The organism is Actinoalloteichus sp. GBA129-24, assembly GCF_001941645.1.
GTDB classification, from domain to species: domain Bacteria; phylum Actinomycetota; class Actinomycetes; order Mycobacteriales; family Pseudonocardiaceae; genus Actinoalloteichus_A; species Actinoalloteichus_A fjordicus.
Map to the genome: position 1 here is coordinate 3,130,969 of NZ_CP016077.1, position 16,063 is coordinate 3,147,031.

At 69.5% G+C, this 16,063-nt stretch carries 11 protein-coding genes, 1 pseudogene and 1 CRISPR repeat array; of the genes and pseudogenes, 8 read left to right on the plus strand and 4 right to left on the minus strand.

Translation table 11 applies throughout. The features are described from left to right. Positions 1-8 precede the first annotated feature (8 nt). From cas4 to cas2, 3 genes are read left to right on the plus strand one after another with little or no spacing between them, the layout of a single operon-like run. Positions 9-644, plus strand: coding sequence for a CRISPR-associated protein Cas4 (gene cas4 / locus UA75_RS13955; RefSeq protein WP_075740609.1), 636 nt, complete (start codon positions 9-11; stop codon positions 642-644). Continuing rightward, positions 637-1,653 carry a CRISPR-associated endonuclease Cas1 gene (cas1, locus tag UA75_RS13960; RefSeq protein WP_075740610.1) on the plus strand — a complete coding sequence of 339 codons (1,017 nt, stop codon included), beginning with the start codon at positions 637-639 and terminating at the stop codon, positions 1,651-1,653. Before cas4 ends, cas1 begins: the two co-directional genes overlap by 8 nt. Next, on the plus strand, positions 1,638-1,946 hold the full coding sequence (gene cas2, locus UA75_RS13965) for a CRISPR-associated endonuclease Cas2 (protein WP_075740611.1): 309 nt from the start codon (positions 1,638-1,640) through the stop codon (positions 1,944-1,946). Before cas1 ends, cas2 begins: the two co-directional genes overlap by 16 nt. A 128-nt stretch (positions 1,947-2,074) precedes the next feature. After that, positions 2,075-3,074: direct repeats of the CRISPR family, unit length 37 nt; unit sequence GTGGCACCGGCCCTTCGGGGCCGGTGAGGATCGCAAC. 164 nt (positions 3,075-3,238) lie between these two features. On the opposite strand, the gene UA75_RS13970 is transcribed toward cas2, so the two are convergent. Beyond that, a complete protein-coding gene (locus tag UA75_RS13970; RefSeq protein ID WP_075740612.1) occupies positions 3,239-3,994 on the minus strand; it encodes a MerR family transcriptional regulator in 756 nt (251 codons plus the stop codon). A 316-nt stretch (positions 3,995-4,310) separates the two neighbouring features. On the opposite strand from UA75_RS13970, the gene UA75_RS13975 reads away from it, so the two are divergent. The 3 genes from UA75_RS13975 to UA75_RS13985 all read left to right on the plus strand — a co-directional run bounded on the left by UA75_RS13975 (position 4,311) and on the right by UA75_RS13985 (position 8,350). Continuing rightward, a complete protein-coding gene (locus tag UA75_RS13975; RefSeq protein WP_075740613.1) occupies positions 4,311-6,203 on the plus strand; it encodes an alpha/beta hydrolase family protein in 1,893 nt (630 codons plus the stop codon). Between the two features lie 309 nt (positions 6,204-6,512). Continuing rightward, positions 6,513-7,364 carry a hypothetical protein gene (locus tag UA75_RS13980; protein WP_157434167.1) on the plus strand — a complete coding sequence of 284 codons (852 nt, stop codon included), beginning with the start codon at positions 6,513-6,515 and terminating at the stop codon, positions 7,362-7,364. A 458-nt stretch (positions 7,365-7,822) separates the two neighbouring features. Then, on the plus strand, positions 7,823-8,350 hold the full coding sequence (locus tag UA75_RS13985) for an avidin/streptavidin family protein (RefSeq protein ID WP_198043019.1): 528 nt from the start codon (positions 7,823-7,825) through the stop codon (positions 8,348-8,350). Between the two features lie 629 nt (positions 8,351-8,979). On the opposite strand, the gene UA75_RS13995 is transcribed toward UA75_RS13985, so the two are convergent. After that, positions 8,980-9,384 (minus strand): MerR family transcriptional regulator, encoded by a 405-nt coding sequence (locus tag UA75_RS13995; RefSeq protein WP_075743796.1) that lies wholly within the window; start codon positions 9,382-9,384, stop codon positions 8,980-8,982. Positions 9,385-9,457: 73 nt separating this feature from the next. On the opposite strand from UA75_RS13995, the pseudogene UA75_RS35160 reads away from it, so the two are divergent. Together UA75_RS35160 and UA75_RS33840 are read left to right on the plus strand one after the other, a co-directional pair. Further along, positions 9,458-10,357: pseudogene (locus UA75_RS35160) on the plus strand (NAD(P)-dependent oxidoreductase); the annotation flags it as partial. A gap of 108 nt (positions 10,358-10,465) precedes the next feature. Next, positions 10,466-10,867 carry a PPOX class F420-dependent oxidoreductase gene (locus UA75_RS33840; protein ID WP_232251229.1) on the plus strand — a complete coding sequence of 134 codons (402 nt, stop codon included), beginning with the start codon at positions 10,466-10,468 and terminating at the stop codon, positions 10,865-10,867. A 213-nt stretch (positions 10,868-11,080) separates the two neighbouring features. Here the strand turns inward: UA75_RS33840 and UA75_RS14005 are convergent, their stop codons facing one another. Together UA75_RS14005 and UA75_RS14010 are read right to left on the minus strand one after the other, a co-directional pair. Continuing rightward, entirely contained in the window at positions 11,081-11,947 is an 867-nt protein-coding gene (locus UA75_RS14005; RefSeq protein ID WP_075740618.1) for a sugar phosphate isomerase/epimerase family protein, read from the minus strand. 99 nt (positions 11,948-12,046) lie between these two features. After that, the gene (locus UA75_RS14010) at positions 12,047-15,529 is read right to left on the minus strand and encodes a ThuA domain-containing protein (RefSeq protein ID WP_075740619.1); all 3,483 of its coding nucleotides are present in this window, start codon (positions 15,527-15,529) and stop codon (positions 12,047-12,049) included. Positions 15,530-16,063 lie beyond the last annotated feature (534 nt).

The window sequence follows — 16,063 nt, forward strand, 5'->3', positions numbered from 1 at the left end:
GGGTCGAGGTGGACGAGTCACCCACCGAGCAGGAGTGGACCAGCATCCCGATCTCGGCGATCGAGCACTTCGGCTACTGCCCTCGGCAGGCCGCCCTGATCCATCTGGACCGTTACTTCGCCGACAACGTCGACACGCAGCGGGGACACTTCGCCCACGAGGTCGTCGACGCGGGCGGTCCCGGCGTCTCCCGGACGGGAGTACGGACCTGGACCGCCCTGGAGGTCAGCGACACCACGCTCGGGGTCCACGGCATCTGCGATGTCGTGGAGTTCCCGGACGGACAGCCGATTCCGGTCGAGCACAAGTCCGGAAGCTATCGGCCTGGCAGCGCCGCTGATCTTCAGGTGGCCGCGCAGGTGATCTGCCTGCGCGGCATGTTCTCCGCCGACGTGCCACACGGGGTGATCTTCGCCGGCCGGCAGCGCCGACGTCACGAGGTCGTGGTCGACGACGCGCTGCAGGCCCGACTTCGTGACGTCGTGGCACGGCTGCGTGCGGTGTTACGCGCTGGATCGCTGCCGCCACCGGTCAACGACCGGCGGTGTGATCGCTGCTCTCTGAAGGAAGGCTGTATGCCCGACGCCCGCATCGACGCCTCTTCGCTGTTCGTGCCACTGCCGTTAGGACGGTGGGATGACTGAGCTGCTGCGCACGCTGTTCGTCTCCACACCGGGCACCAGCCTGCATCTGGAGGGCGACACGATTCGGATCCATCACCCGGAGCGCCCCGGACGGCACATCCAGCCGCTGATCCGGATCGATCAGCTCGTGGTGTGGCGGGGAGTCGACGTCAGCGACGAACTCATGCTGCGTTGTCTCGCCGACGATCGAGGCATCACGTGGTTGACGCGCAACGGCCGCTTCCTCGGCCGGGCCGGGGGAGCGCAGCTGGGTAATCCGCTGCTTCGGCTGGAACAGGTCCGCGCGTACGACGACGCGGCACGACGCCTGACGATCGCGAAGTCCGTGGTCGCGGGGAAGCTGCAGAACTATCGGCAGCTGCTGTTACGAATCGCGCGGGACGCCGACGGCGCACGGCAGAGCGGCATCCGCGCGATCGCCGAACGCCATGCCGAGGCGCTGGTCGCGGTGGCCTCCTGCGGGTCATTGACGGAACTGCTCGGCATCGAGGGCAATGCCGCTCGCGCCTACTTCGAGGCCATGCCGCTGTTGGCCAAAGGCGTTCCACCGGGACGTAGCAGGCGCCCACCGGAGAATCCGTTCAACTGCGTGCTGTCGTTCTGCTACGGCATGTTGAGGGTGGCGGTGATCGGCGCTCTCGAGCAACGGGGGCTCGATCCCTATATCGGTTACCTGCACGGGGTCCGCCCTGGAAAACCGTCGCTCGCGCTGGATCTCATGGAGGAGCTGCGTCCGCTGCTGGTCGATCGACTGGTGCTCACGCTGTTCAACCGGCGGCGTATCACCGCCGCGCACACTCGATCCGATCCGGCGGGCGGCGTCGCGTTGACCGATGAGGGCCGTGCCCTCGTGCTGACCGAGTGGTCCCAGGCGAGGGAACGAGCGTGGCGGCACAGCGGGCTGAACCGCGACGTTCCTGCTGCGCTACTGCCCATCGTGCAGACCCGGCTGTTCGCTCGTCATCTGCGAGGCGACGAGCCCGCCTATACCCCGTGGATCGCGAGCTGACGATGGAACTGCTGGTCACCTACGACGTCGACACCACCACGCCGGACGGCGCTCGGCGCCTACGGCGCGTCGCGAAGGTGTGCGAGGCCTACGGGCTGCGGGTGCAGAAGTCGGTGTTCGAGATCGTGTGCTCCGACGTCGACTGGATGATCATGAAGAAGCGCCTGCTCGACGTGATCGACGGCGACCAGGACAGCATCCGGGTCTACCAGATGAACGTGGGGGCACTCGGCAAGGCTCAACACCTCGGCCGCTCGCCCGAGGCGCCGCATGGCGCACCGCTGATCTACTGAGTCCTGGCGCTTGAGGAAGATGAGCGTCGGGCGACACGCCGTGTCAGTCCGAAGTGCCTTTCGGGCGTGTCGGTCACCACTCGATAACCTCGAGGCGTTTGAGAAGGCAATACCCCTGTACAAGCAGGGTGGCACCGGCCCTTCGGGGCCGGTGAGGATCGCAACCGAACACCCTGTCTAGTCCGCCGATCGGGTGAACCGAGTGGCACCGGCCCTTCGGGGCCGGTGAGGATCGCAACGGCGTAGAGCGGGTGGCCTTTGTAGTGCCGGGCCACGGTGGCACCGGCCCTTCGGGGCCGGTGAGGATCGCAACGGCGACGAGATCCGGGCGGTCCGCCAGATGCCCGGCGTGGCACCGGCCCTTCGGGGCCGGTGAGGATCGCAACCCGATGCGTCCGCAGAACGTCTCCGTCCACCCTGTACCGGTGGCACCGGCCCTTCGGGGCCGGTGAGGATCGCAACGGATGCGCGTCGCGGGGATCTCCACCCCAACAGCGCGGGTGGCACCGGCCCTTCGGGGCCGGTGAGGATCGCAACCCCTCGAAGGGGCGATGAGGCCGTAGATCAGTGGCGGTGGCACCGGCCCTTCGGGGCCGGTGAGGATCGCAACAAAATCTCCAGCATCTCGTAGTACTCGGTGCGTTTGGTGGCACCGGCCCTTCGGGGCCGGTGAGGATCGCAACCGGGGAATGGCTCGACGAAACCGGCGAGCCACTCCCAGGTGGCACCGGCCCTTCGGGGCCGGTGAGGATCGCAACGTCGGGCACAGGTGCTCCCTGGTTGGTGCTCGCCCCCGGTGGCACCGGCCCTTCGGGGCCGGTGAGGATCGCAACTGGTCGACACCTGCGATCGGTCGAGTAACAGAGAAGTGTGGCACCGGCCCTTCGGAGCCGGTGAGGATCGCAACAATCCCGGCCGGGGTGAGCTGTGGAGGCGGAGCCCCGGTGGCACCGGCCCTTCAGGGCCGGTGAGGATCGCAACGGGGTGAAATCGCAGGGCCTGCCGCTCTACGGCCGCCTGTGGCACCGGCCCTTCGGGGCCGGTGGGGATCGCAACGCGAGGAGCGGCCGGAAAACGGCGGCCGGGGCGACGTGACACGGGCCCTTCCGGGCCGGTGCGGATCACCACTGCCGCACCTATGTCGGGTGAACGCAGGGGAGTCGTTGTGGCACCGACCCGCCGCCACCCGACCCCGGACCGGCACTCTCCCGGTCCAAAGACGGCAGGCGGTCGCGCACCCGCCACCTCCGCCTGTTCCGCAGGCAAGCCGGACGCCCGCCGGGAAGTCCGCTTCAGCCCCCGTCGCCGTCCCCATCGGGCTCCTCGGAAGCCCTCAGTATCTTGCTCATGCGCTGCATGACGTCGATCTGCGCCGGGTTGTAGAGATCGGTGATGGCCACGCCGAGCGTCTGTGCTGTGACGTACTTGCCGAGCGGCGTGTCCTGACTCACGTCCAGGAGTCCGGGATGCCGGGCGTCGAGGTCGCTGACGTGGGCGGCCAGTCGCTTGGCCAGCTCGTGGCGGGTCTGGTCGTCGGCATCGGGCGGCAGGTCGGTGAGGTCGTTGTCAGCGGGGTGCGGCTCGGTGGTTCTCAGCAGCTGAGCGTAGGTGTTGAGAGCCTCCCGGCCGAGCACCCTGGACAGGACCACGATGAATGCTCGGTCGGCCTCGCTGAGGCTCATGTCGGAGGTGGACAGGCCCAGCTCGGTCGGCAGATCGGTCGGTGCGGTCTGCTCCAGGGTGACCGCGAGTTCGGCGCGCACCCGTTGCAGGCGTTCGATGGTCTCGGCGAGCTCGGCGTCCAGTGCGCGCAGCTCCTGCTCCGGGTGTTCGTCGGCGTCGCCCATGTCGGCGATCTGCGTCAACGAGAAGCCGAGTTCGGCCAGCCGCTTGATGCGCAGCAGGCGGACGAGGTGCGCCACGCCGTAGCGCTTGTAGCCGTTGGAGCCTCGTTCGGGTTCGGTGAGCAGGCCGACGGCGTGATAGTGCCGCACGGCCCGCAGACTCGTCCCGGCAAGCTCCGCGAGCTGGCGGGTGCTCCACGCCACGACTGTCCACCCTCCGCGCAACCGAGCCGTCGGCGCGGATTCGCCGACTTGCACAACGACGGAGACCATACCGTTACGAGACCGGCCCATCGACGTGTGCGACGCCCCGCGGCGACGACGCAGTCCAGTGCCAAGTGACGTGGATCACCATCGTCGGGCTTGAGTGTGCCGTAGCGGCAGGGCTTCTCCTGAACCGGCGCAGTGCGCCGATGGACACCCGAAGGTCTGCTCCGCCGGGGCGGAACTCCATACAGACGGCCCGGCGCGTGTCGTCACCGAGCACGCGTGTCGTCACCGAGCAAGCGAAAGGATCGACATGGCGTTGCCGAGATTCATCACCGTGGAGGAGTTCTTCACCTCTCCTTCCCACAGCCGGGCGTCGATCTCGCCGGACGGGACCAGGATCGCCTACCTGGCGCCGTGGCGGAACCGCCTGAACGTGTGGGTGCAGCGCATCGACGTCGACGAGGCCGCGCGGTGTGTGACCGCCGAGGAGGCTCGCGACGTGCGGGACTACCGCTGGACCGATGATCCTCGGTGGCTGCTCTACACCCACAGCGGCGGCGGTGACGACCTCGGCCACCTCCACCGGGTGGATCTCGCGGACCCGGCCGCGCCGATCGTCGACCTCACGCCCTCTCCCGGCGCGGTGGTCGCCCAGTTCGAGCTTCCCGCCTGCCGACCAGGGAAGGCGATCCTCACGCTGAGCAGTGAGCGGCTCGATGCGCTGGATCTCTACGAGGTCGACATCGCCAGCGGTGAGCTCGTGATGCTGGCGCAGAGCCCCGGCGACGTCGGCGGCTGGCTGTGCGGTCCCGAGGGGGACGTGTTCGCCTTCGTCCTGACGATCGACGGCGACATCGAACTGTCGCGGTGGGACGGTGCCACGAAGATGTTGACGCCGGTCATGCTGTGTGAGGGCGCCGACTACCCGATGTCCGTCTACCCGACCCAGATCACCCCGGACGGGACCGGGCTGTGGATCGGCTCCAACCGGGGCAGCGATCGGACCCGGCTGGTCCGAGTCGACCTGGCCACCGGGGCGGAGTCCGAGGTCGACAGCCATTCGACGTTCGACCTGGACACCCGCTCCGCCGTGGCTCCCGCGCTTCCGCCGCCGCTCATCCTCCGCCGGGGGACGGGAGAACTGATCGGGGCTCGTTATCTGGGCGAGCGGCAGGTGATCCACGCCCTGGACCCCCGGTTCGCCGAAGTGCTGGCGAACCTGGAGAAGCTCTCCGACGGCGATCTCGCCGCGGTGTCCTCGGACGAGAGCGAGCGGAGGTGGCTCGTCTCCTTCGGTCATGATCGTGATCCAGGGGCCACCTTCCTCTACGACCATGCGACGGGGGAGAGCAGACTGCTCTTCCGCGCGTATCCGGCGCTGGACGCCGAGGCGCTGGCGCCGATGACGCCGGTCACGATCCCCGCCCGCGACGGGGTCGCGCTGCCCTCGTATCTGACGCTGCCGGTCGGGGTGGAGCCTGCCGGGCTGCCGTTGGTCCTGGTAGTCCACGGCGGTCCGTGGTTCCGGGACGGCTGGGGCTACCACCCGGTCGTCCAGCAGTTGGCCAATCGCGGCTACGCGGTGCTCCAGGTGAACTTCCGCGGGTCGACCGGCTTCGGCAAGGCCTTCGTCAAGGCCGCCATCGGGGAGTTCGCCGGGAAGATGCACCACGACCTCGTCGACGCCGCCACCTGGGCCGTGCGGCAGGGCTACGCCGATCCCGATCGGATCGCGATCTTCGGCGGCGCCTACGGCGGCTACGCGGCGCTGGTCGGCGCCACCTTCACCCCCGGCTTCTTCGCGGCCGCCGTCGACTACGTCGGCATGTCGAACCTCGTCAGCTTCATGCGGACGCTGCCCGAGGCGCTCCGGCCCTTCCTGGCCAACAACTGGCACCTGTTCGTCGGCGATCCCGACGAGCCCGCGCAGCGGACCGACATGCTGGCCCGCTCGCCGATCAGCAGGCTGGATCAGCTCCGCGCGCCCCTGCTGATGGTCCGGCGGGCCTCGGACGCCCGAGCGGGCCGGTCCGAGGCCGAGGAGATCGTGGCGGCACTGCGCGCCCGCGACGTCGACGCCGAGTGTCTGGTCGAGGACGAGGGGGACCTCTTCCGCAGTCCGGACAACGTGATCGCCACGCAGCGCGCGGTCGACCGCTTCCTGGCCCGGCACCTGGGCGGGCGGCAGGACGACGCGTGGTGACCGGCGGCGCCGAGCGCGCCCCGTCTCGTCGCCGAGCCCGAGCAGGCAGCGCGGGTGGGCGTCCGGCCTCGTCGCGGGTGTCTTTAGAGACTCGAACCCGCCGGGGTGGCGGACGCGACGGCCAGGTCGTCAGTACCGGACGAGGTGCCTCCGATGTCACGATCCGCGTCGATCTCGTGACTCTGAGCGCTATGCTCGGGGTGGCGTGAGGGGGCGAACATGGGACGCAGATCGAGGCGACGTAGGGCATCCCGTCGACGCGAGGCTCCCGCGAAACCGGAATGGCGTCGATGGTGGACCTGGGCCAGCGTGGCCATGATCCCGGCGGTGCTCACGGTCGGCGGAGTCTGGTTGGGGGCAGGCATCAGTCTGAATCAGGCAGGCGAGCAGGAGGCCCGCGCCCAGCAGGGCGCGAACCGGTTCGAAGACGCGAGGCTGGCCGCCGAGCCCGCAGTGACCGCCCGCGTCCGCCCGGTCGGCGTCTCACCGCAGACCTGGGTGTTCCCCGACGTGATCGACCAGGCGACCCTGGAGCGCACCTACGGCAGGCCGCAGGACGACCTGGTGCGCGAGTTCGGCGCGCGGGGCGCGGTCCTGAGCGACTCGGATCTGGTGCCGGTCGGGAACATCTACAAGACCCGGAGCAGTTTTCGCGTCACGCTGGTGGGCAATCGGCGCGAGCCCGTCCGGGTCGTCGCCGCGCGGGCGCTGGTCGTCGAGCAGGCACCGCCGCTGGACGGGACCGTGCTGCACGAGACTCCGCAGGGCATGGGCGACGTGGAGAACGTCTTCGTGGATCTGGACACTCCCGGCGGCACGTTGATGTACGACGATGCCACCGGCGGGAGCCCGCGTCCGTGGCTCGACGTTCGTTCGGTGGCCGTGGAGCAGGGTGAGGCCGTCGACCTGGAGATCTCCTCCCTGACCTCGGAACACCGCTATCTGTGGCGGCTCGAACTGACCGTCGACTACGGCTCCACCCGAGGCGAGACGATCGTCGTCGGTGCGGACGGCACCCCCGACGGGGAGCCGTTCGAATCCAACGCCTGGTCGCCGGGAAAACCCGGCCTGGACGGGATGCTGGCCAAGGAGATGTTCCACTACCGAGGGGGGATCCACCACGTCTACGGGGACGACTGGTCCTGGTCTGCTCCCGGTTGATCAGCGCCCGGCCCGCCGCCGGTCCACCCGGGTCGACGTGGCGCGCGGCTCGCGTGAGTGGGGGACCTGAGGTGCCCATGGGGGGACGGGCCGTCGAGTGTCGCTGGCTACTGTCGTTCGGCTGTACCGTCCCCGGCACCGACGCACTTCCGGCGTCGGCGTCGGACCGCCGAGCGGATGCCGCCGGGCGCGCGAGAGACCGGGCCCCGCCGCAGCGCCGGCACTGCGGACTAGGTGCGTGCGGACGCATCATTCTATTCCGGCAATCCCGTCCTATTACCACTCGAACGGGTCATGTTCGATTTCTTCTCCTCCATTAAGGTCGGTGACGCCGAGGCGGGAAGTAGAATCTCGTCGACTTCTCCGGCTCTCGCTGGGCGGGCTTCTTCTCGCGATGCTCTGGGGTTGATCGCGAAGCCTGCCGACGTGAACACTCACATCTCATCGAGGAGATCTCCGTGTTTGGAAAAAGAAGGACGTTCGCCGTCATCTTCGCCGCGTTGTTCACCTTGTTCGCCAGCACCGCAGGTGCTGCCGAGGCCCCGGAATCCGGGGGGCCGCCGAGCACGGTCGGCATCACCGGGACGTGGTACAACCAGCTCGGCTCCACCATGGTCATCACCGCCGGGACGGACGGGTCGCTCAGCGGAACCTACGAGTCTGCGGTCGGCAACGCGGAGAACACCTACGTCCTGACCGGACGCTACGACACCGATTCGCCCACCGGCCAGGGCATCCCGCTGGGCTGGGTGGTGGCCTACGAGAACACCTTCCGCAACGCTCACTCCGTCGCGACCTGGAGCGGACAGTACTTCGACGAGGCCGAGGATCGGATCAACACCCAGTGGATCCTGACCTCGTCGAGCACGCCCGCGAACGAGTGGAGCTCCGCCCGGCTCGGCCACGACGAGTTCAGCCGGGTCGAGCCGTCCCCTGCGGACATCGAGCGGGCGCGCGCGGCCGGCGTGACGGCCCCGACGGGCTGATCCCCGGCGAGTCGACGGTCGGCGCCGACCACATCGCTGCGGGGCCGTATGGTCCTCTCGGCAGCAGGCAGGTCGGTCGCCGTCGGCGCTGATCGCCTGCCGAGGTCGCGGCGCTCGAATCGGGAATTCGATCGGAGCTGATCGGTCGCCATTCCCCGCGAGTGTTGATGTCGACAATGATTCGTCGACAGTGAATTCGTGAAACAGTTCCGCGAAAAGTCGACATCAGGTGTGAAAGAAACGGATCAACCGGTGTCGTCGAAGTCCGCCGATGGTCCCGGTGTGAATCGGCGGCGGGCCGACGACAGCCGCAGTCGACGATCCGCCTGCGCGAGTGTGTCGATTCGAGGTCGACGCAGTCGGATCGATGCCGGCCGGGCGGGTCGCCGTGGTCGACGGCGACCCGCTTTCGGAGGAGGCGACCTCGACGGCGGTCATCCCACCCGGCGGCGGTGACCCGCCGCCGGGTGGGGCGGTGCGACACCGACTCTGTGGGCAATGCGGCACCGTCCGCAAGGCGTCCACCGGCTGCACCGCCGCCGACCCGTTCGGTCTTCGGCGCGCTGGCCCGAGTCCGTCGCGCCCCTGCCGGGCCTCCGAGCAACAGGCCGATCACCGACCTCCCGAGATCACCCCGAGGATCCGACCGCGCTGGGTTCGCACTCCCGGCTGCGGTCGGGCATCCGTCGCTCCGTGGCCTCGATGTGCTCCTGAAGCGCTCGGCGGGAACGGCCGAGCGTCTCGATCTGGGCGTCGAGACCGCCGAGCCGTGCGCGCAGCGTGGTCAGAGCCTCCGGACAGGGCTCCAGATCGGGCGCCGCGCCGGTGACGCACGGCTGCAGGAAGCGGATCTCCTGCGTCGACAGCCCGGCCGCGAGCAACTGCCTGATCTGCGTGACGATCAGCACGGCATCCTCGGTGTACTCGCGGTAGCCGCCCGCGCTGCGCCGGGGCGCAAGGAGGCCCTGGGACTCGTAGTACCGCAGTTGATGGGGGTGGACGTCGGTACGCCTGCTCAGCTCTCCGATCAGCACGGTGACTCCTTTCGCATGCATTGCGGGCCGCGCGCTTGACCTTCATACCGATGTGAAGGTTGATGATCGTGTCATGACCATCGACTCTTCTTCCGGGCAGCTCCCGACCCGCGACCACGATGCCGAGCAGGCTCCGGTGACGGTGATCGGCCTCGGCCTGATGGGCCGGGCACTCGCCGAGGCGTTCCTGCGAGCAGGCCACCCCACCACCGTGTGGAACCGCACGGCGGCGAAGGCCGACCCGCTCGTCGCCCAGGGCGCGACGCTCGCCGCCTCCGTGGGCGAGGCCGTCGCGGCGGCGCCGCTCGTCGTCGTCTGCGTCGCGGACTACGACGCCGTGCTGGGACTCCTCGATCCGGTGGGCGAGGTCCTCGACGGCCGAGTCCTGGTGAACCTGACCTCGGGCTCCTCGGCGCAGGCGCGCCAGACCGCGCGGTGGGCGGATGAGCGGAGCGTCGGCTACCTCGACGGCGCGATCATGACGGACCCGCAGGCCGTCGGCGGCGCGGACACCGTCATCCTCTACAGCGGGTCGGGGGAGTCCTTCGCGCGGCACGCGCCGACCCTGCGCGTCCTCGGTGGGAAGACCACGCACCTCGGCGAGGACCACGGGCTGGCGTCGTTGCACGACGTGGCCCTGCTCAGCCTGATGTGGAGCGTGCTCAACAGCTTCCTCCACGGTGCCGCGCTGGTGGGCACCGCGGGCGTGGGCGCTGCGGCGTTGCACCCGCTGGCGGTCTCGATCATCGAGACCACGACCGGGTGGCTGTCCCGATACGCGCGTCAGGTCGACGACGGCGCGTACCCGGCCGACGACGCGACCATCGACACGCACCGTGGCGCGATGGCGCACCTCGTGCACGAGAGCGCGGCCCTCGGGATCGACGTCGACCTCCCCAGGTTCCTCACGGCGCTGGCCGACCGGGCCGTGGCCGACGGGCGCGGCGGCGAGGGCTATTCGGCGATGATCGAGCAGTTCCGCAGGCCCTCGGCCACGCAGGCGGCGTCGGCTGCCGAGGCGCAGCCGACCGATGTCGAGCAGGCCCCGGACGCGAGCGCAACCCCGTTCGACCCGCACACCCTGCTCGCCGAGGCCCGCCTCGGCGTCCTCGCGACGATCAGATCCGACGGCCGCCCCCAGCTCTCGCCGGTCACGCCCTTCTACGACCGGGCGGCCGGTGTCCTCTACGTCTCGATGACCGAGGGCCGGGCCAAGACGGTGAATCTGCGCCGGGACCCGCGCGCCACCCTGGAGGTCACCAGCGCCGACGGCTGGGCATGGGCCACCGCCGAGGGCACGGCGACGCTCATCGGTCCGGGCACCGACCCGCACGGCCCCGAGGTCGAGGCGCTGGTGGACTACTACCGCAGCGCTGCGGGCGAGCACCCCGACTGGGACGAGTATCGGTCGGTGATGGTGTCCGACCGCCGGGTGCTCATGGTGATGACCGTCGACCACGTCTACGGCGCCGACATCGGCTGATCGCGCTGTCGACCACGGCGCCGGACGGACGGTACGGGCGACGATGTCGGCCCGCCGCCGTTCACCCGGCCGCCGCCCGATCGGTCCGCGCCAGGACGGGCGGCGAGGCGCGCCTCGCCGCCGCCGCGAGCTGGCTGCCCGCCAGGACCGTCGTGGCGGTCGCCCGAGAAGGGGACCGCCACGACGGGCCGGCGAGCAGCTTGCGGCCGGTCTTTAGAACCGCATCGTCGACAGGTACTCGTAGCTGCGCAGCGCGCTGTTCAGCGGATCGGCGGGCGCGTCGTGCTCCACGACGTACTCCCGCACCCCCGACCGCCGCTCGGCGAACATCCGAGGGAAGTCCAGCGTGCCGTGGCCGACGTCCTCGAAGGAGCCGTCGGCGGCCATGTCCTTGACGTGGAACACCGGGAACCGTCCCGGATACCGGCGGAAGTAGTCCACCGGGTCGTAGCCGCCGTCCACCGCCCAGTAGAGGTCGAGTTCGAAGTTCACCAGTCGACGGTCGGTCTCCTCCACCAGGATGTCGTAGAGCACCTCGCCGTCGACGGTGGCGAAGTCGAAACCGTGGTTGTGATACAGGAAGCGCAGCCCGGCCTTGCGTGCCGCCAGGCCTGCCACGTTGAACTCCCCGGCCACCTGACGGTAGCCCGCCGGGTTCTGCAGTTCGCCGGGCAGTGACGGCACCACGACCGACTGCACCCCCAGCACGTGGGCGTCGGCCAGCGCCTGCTGCCAGTCGCCTCGGATGGCGTCCAGGCTCAGGTGGGTGAGCACGGCCCGCAGCCCGGCCGTGTCGAGCATGGCGCGGAACTCCTGCGGACGGTGGCCGTAGAGCCCGCTCACGCCCACCGTCGCGTAGCCGATCTCGCCGAGCCGGTTCAAGGTGCCCTGGGGGTCGGACTCCATCAGGCTCCGCACCGTGTAGAGCTGAATGCCGATGTGCTCCCTCGGCACCCGGCGGTGCCTGCCCGGCGTCGCCGCCGCGTTCGCCGTGATCAGTCCTGAGGCGCCGACGGCGACGGCCGCGCCGCCCGCCAGACGAAGGAATCCCCGGCGGGACTCCGGTTGCACGATGCCCATCTCACTCAAGCCCTTCTCGCTGAATGACGCTGCTCGTCCGTGGGGTGGCAGGCGCGGCCCGGCCGGGGAGGAGGACCCCGACCGGGGCCGCGCCAGGCTCTAGTCGACCGAGACGTCGACCGTCGCCGAGGTCCGCACCCCGGTGTCGTCGGTCACCGTCAGTCGGGCGGTGAACGGCCCGCTGCGGGTGTACTCGTGGCTCACCGACTCGCCGTCGGCGTACTGGTTGTCGCCGAACTCCCAGTGGTGCTCGACGATCTCCCGGCCCTCGGGCGCGGTCACCTCGGCGCTGAACTCCACGGTCAGCGGCGCGGTGCCGGTGCCGGGCGTCGCCGTCGGCTCGACCTTGGCGGAGATCTCCTCCTTGGTGACGCCCTGGCCGTTGAAGTGCAGCCAGTCGACCGACATCAGGTCGGTGCCCTCGGGCGTCCACTCGGGATTGTCGAAGACCGCGTAGAGCGTGATCGGCCCGCCTGGGTCGGTCAGCGGCACGGTCGGCGAGATCACCGCTCCCCAGTCCCCGGTGTCGCCGACGTCCACCGAGCCCAGCAGTTCGCCGTCCGGCGCGTCGGCCCGGAACTCCAGCGTGCCGCCGATGCCCGCCGAGCCGACGCCGACCGTCACCGAGTCGATGCCTGTCAGGTTGATCGGGTCGTAGGCCACCCAGTCGCCGTGCTCGATCTCGCCGATTCGACTGCCTGCGGAGGAGTCGTCGCGGGCGAGGACCTCCACGCCGCCGTTCTCACCGCCGGTCTGCTCGAAGTGCTCCGCCTCCTTGCGCTTGGGCTCCAGGGTGGCGTGCGCGGAGCCGACGAGCGGGGGAGTGCCGTCGACGCCGCCGTCGTCCTGATACTGGGCGCTCAGCGCCGCGAACAGGTTCTGTCCCGGCCCGTGGCTGTCGCCCTGGTCGGTGGTGATGTCGCCCTGACAGCCGGTCACGTTGTCCATCGGGTGCAGGTGATCGTCATGGCCCAGCTGCGACTGCACGATCACCTTGGAGCAGTCGATCTCGGCGTCCTCGGCGTCGGTCACCTCCACGGTGAAGGGGATCGTGTCGCCGAAGTCGAACAGACCGCCGTGCGAGGGCAGCGTGATCGACACCTCGGGTCGGGTGTTGCCTACTGTGATCGTGGTGACGGCCACGCCCGCCAGCTCGGTGTCGGTGTTGGTGACGGTCAGCCGCGCGGAGTACTGCCCGTTCTCGGTGTAGACGTGGGTGGGGTTCTCCTCGGTCGAGTCGGTCGTGCCGTCGCCGTCGAAGTCCCATTCGTAGGTCACCGACTCGTCCTCGCCCGCGCCGGAGCCCTCGCTGGAGAAGGAGACCTCCAACGGTCCCTGACCCGAGTCGGGAGCGGCCGCGACGCGCGCGGTGGGCACCCGGCCCTCGGCGACGTAGTCGATCCGGTAGATGCCGGAGCCCTCGTTGCTGCCGCCCCGGCCGGTGCCGCTGCCCTCGCCGAAGTCGATCACGTACATCGAGCCGTCCGGTCCGAACTCCGCCTCGAAGGGCTGAATCCAGTCCATGTCCTCGAAGATGCCGTTGATCGAGAGCAGATCGCCCGCCTGCGTCGGCTCGAAGCGCGGGTCGGTGAACTCCTGGTCGGTCTCGTGTACCGACATCGTCTTGAACCACTGGCGGGTCAGCTCGTAGGTGAACCACTTGCCGTCGAAGTACTCGGGGAACTTCGTGATCAGCGGGTTGTCCTCGTCGTAGGAGTAGACCGGCCCGCCCATCGGGCCGCCGCCGCCGGTGCCCAGCTCCGGGAACTCGGCGGACTCGGAGTAGGCGTAGTGCACCCACGCGGGCTCGGCGGGCGGCAACTCGGTCAGCCCGGTGTTGTTCGGCGAGTCGTTCACCAGGGCACCGCAGTCGAAGAGCTCGCCCGAGGTGCCGGTGGCGAAGTCGTAGTCGTTGAACGGGGTGTTGTCGCCGGTGCAGTACGGCCAGCCCCGGTTGCTCGCCTCGGTGATGCGGTCGAACTCCACCGTGCCTTCCGGACCCCGGTTCGGGTTCGCGGCACGGGCGTCGGGGCCGTAGTCGCCCACCAGCAGCGCGCCGGAGGTCGAGTCGACCGTGATGCGGAACGGGTTGCGCATGCCCATCACGTAGATCTCCGGCCGGGTCAGCTCGGTGCCCTCGGCGAACAGGTTGCCCTCGGGGATCGTGTAACTGCCGTCGGCCTGCGGGGTGATGCGCAGGATCTTGCCGCGCAGGTCGTTGGTGTTGCTCGCGGTGGCCTGGGCGTCCCAGGCGCGGCGGCCGTCCCGCTCGTCGATCGGTGCGAACCCGTCGGAGGCGAAGGGGTCGGTGTTGTCGCCGGTGGCGATGTAGAGGTCACCGCCGTCGTCGATGGCCAGCGAGCCCGCCATGTGCGAGTTCGCCCGGCCCTCGCCCCGGAAGGTGGGGATCTCCAGCAGGCGTGCCTCGGTGGCCTCGTCGACGGTGTCGCCCTCCACGGTGAAGCGGGAGACGTTGAGTCTGGCCTCGTCCTTGTCGGAGTAGAGCAGGTACAGGAAGCCGTTCTCCTCGAAGGCCGGGTCCAGGGTCAGCCCGAGCAGGCCGTCGGACTGGCTGGTCATGTCGGAGGTGTACTCGAAGTCCAGGGCGGTGCTCACGGCCAGCGTCTCCTGGTCGACGATCTTCAGCGCCCCGGTGCGCTCGATGTAGAACACCCTGCGGTCGGGTGCGACCGCGAGCTCGAACGGGTCGGCGAGGTTCTCGGTGACCAGCGGGATGCGCTGGAAGTTGCCGGTCTGGGTCGCCGAGCAGTCGCCCTCGGCGGCCCCGGCAGCCCACTCGATCCCGCCGAGGAGGTGGTCGAGGAACAGCTCGTCGGAGAAGTCTTCGCTGGCGTGGCCGCCCGCGGTGAACCAGGAGCGGCCGCCGTCATAGTTCTGGCACCACGAGAAGGGGTGGTCGACGCCCTCGTCGAGACCCTCGATGCCGTCCCGCACCTTGATCTGGGCGAGGGTGTGCACGTTGCCCGTCGGGTTGGCGATCCAGTTGTACCACTCCTCCTCGCGCTCCCAGAGCTCCGGAAGTCCTGCGGTGGAGGGGTGCGCGCGGTCCAGCACCTTCACCCGTCCCGGCTGGATCGCGGGATGCTGGTCGAAGATCGCGCCGACCAGGCCCTCGTACCAGTCCCAGTCCCGCTCGCTGGCCGAGGCCGCATGCAGGCCCGTCCAGCCGCCGCCGCCCTGCACGTACCGCTGGAAGGCGGCCCGCTGATCGGCGTCCAGCAGGTCGCCGGACTCCGGGGTCGAATTGGTGTTGTTGAAGATGATCGCGTCGAAACGGGCGAGATTCTCGTCGGTGAAGGCGGCCGCATCGTCGGTCGCCTCGACCTCGAAATCATTCGCGGCGCCCAGTTCCTCGATCGCCGCGATACCAGCCGGAATGGATTCGTGGTAGAAGTTCGTCCATTTCGAGAACACCAGCACGGAGTATCTGGCCTCGGCCGCGCCTGCTGTCGGGGCCGCCGCGAGGCCTGCCGTGACGGCCAGCAGCATGGTGAGGAGGCCGCCGAGTGCGGCGGCGAATCGATTTCTTCGGACCTGCGGCGGACGGGTCTGATATCTCATGGCGCTCCCAGTCGGACGAGCGAGTGCGGATGCGAGATCGGTCGTCGTTCGGCGGGCTCGTCGAGTCCGTCGGCGGCGATCGGAGGTGGCCTGCGGTCATCGGCCTGCGGCGGAGCCGGTGTGACGGGTACGGCGGAGCCGGAGCCGCCGCGCCGTCCAGTCCTCGGTGGGCCGTCGAGTCCGAGCACGTCAACGCCTCGGTGACGGCGGTGACGTCGGAGCGCTCGCGGTGTTCTACGCCCGGCGCGATCTCGTTCTCCTCGCGGTGGTGCGGTCGCACTGGCCGTCATCGGCGCTCTCCTCGTCGACGTCCGTGCACGGTCGCCGTCCGAGTGCGATGAACGGCGCCGATGCCGGTTCGATGCGGCCGAGTCCCGACCTCGGGCACTCGCCGCCATGGTGTCGCGGTCCGGCCCGAGACAGCGTCGACGGGCCGGCCATTAATTCACCGGGGTGACTAATTAACCGATTTCCGCGATTGTTCGTCACTTCGATGGAAGCACGGTGAATAGTGCGTCGTCAATGGTTTGCCCG

Coding starts and splice junctions, on each gene's coding strand:
- cas1 (WP_075740610.1), top strand. CDS start 637: ATGACTGAGCTGCTGCGCACGCTGTTCGTCTCCACACCGGGCACCAGC.
- UA75_RS13975 (WP_075740613.1), top strand. CDS start 4,311: ATGGCGTTGCCGAGATTCATCACCGTGGAGGAGTTCTTCACCTCTCCT.
- UA75_RS14005 (WP_075740618.1), bottom strand. CDS start 11,947: ATGGGCATCGTGCAACCGGAGTCCCGCCGGGGATTCCTTCGTCTGGCG.
- UA75_RS14010 (WP_075740619.1), bottom strand. CDS start 15,529: ATGAGATATCAGACCCGTCCGCCGCAGGTCCGAAGAAATCGATTCGCC.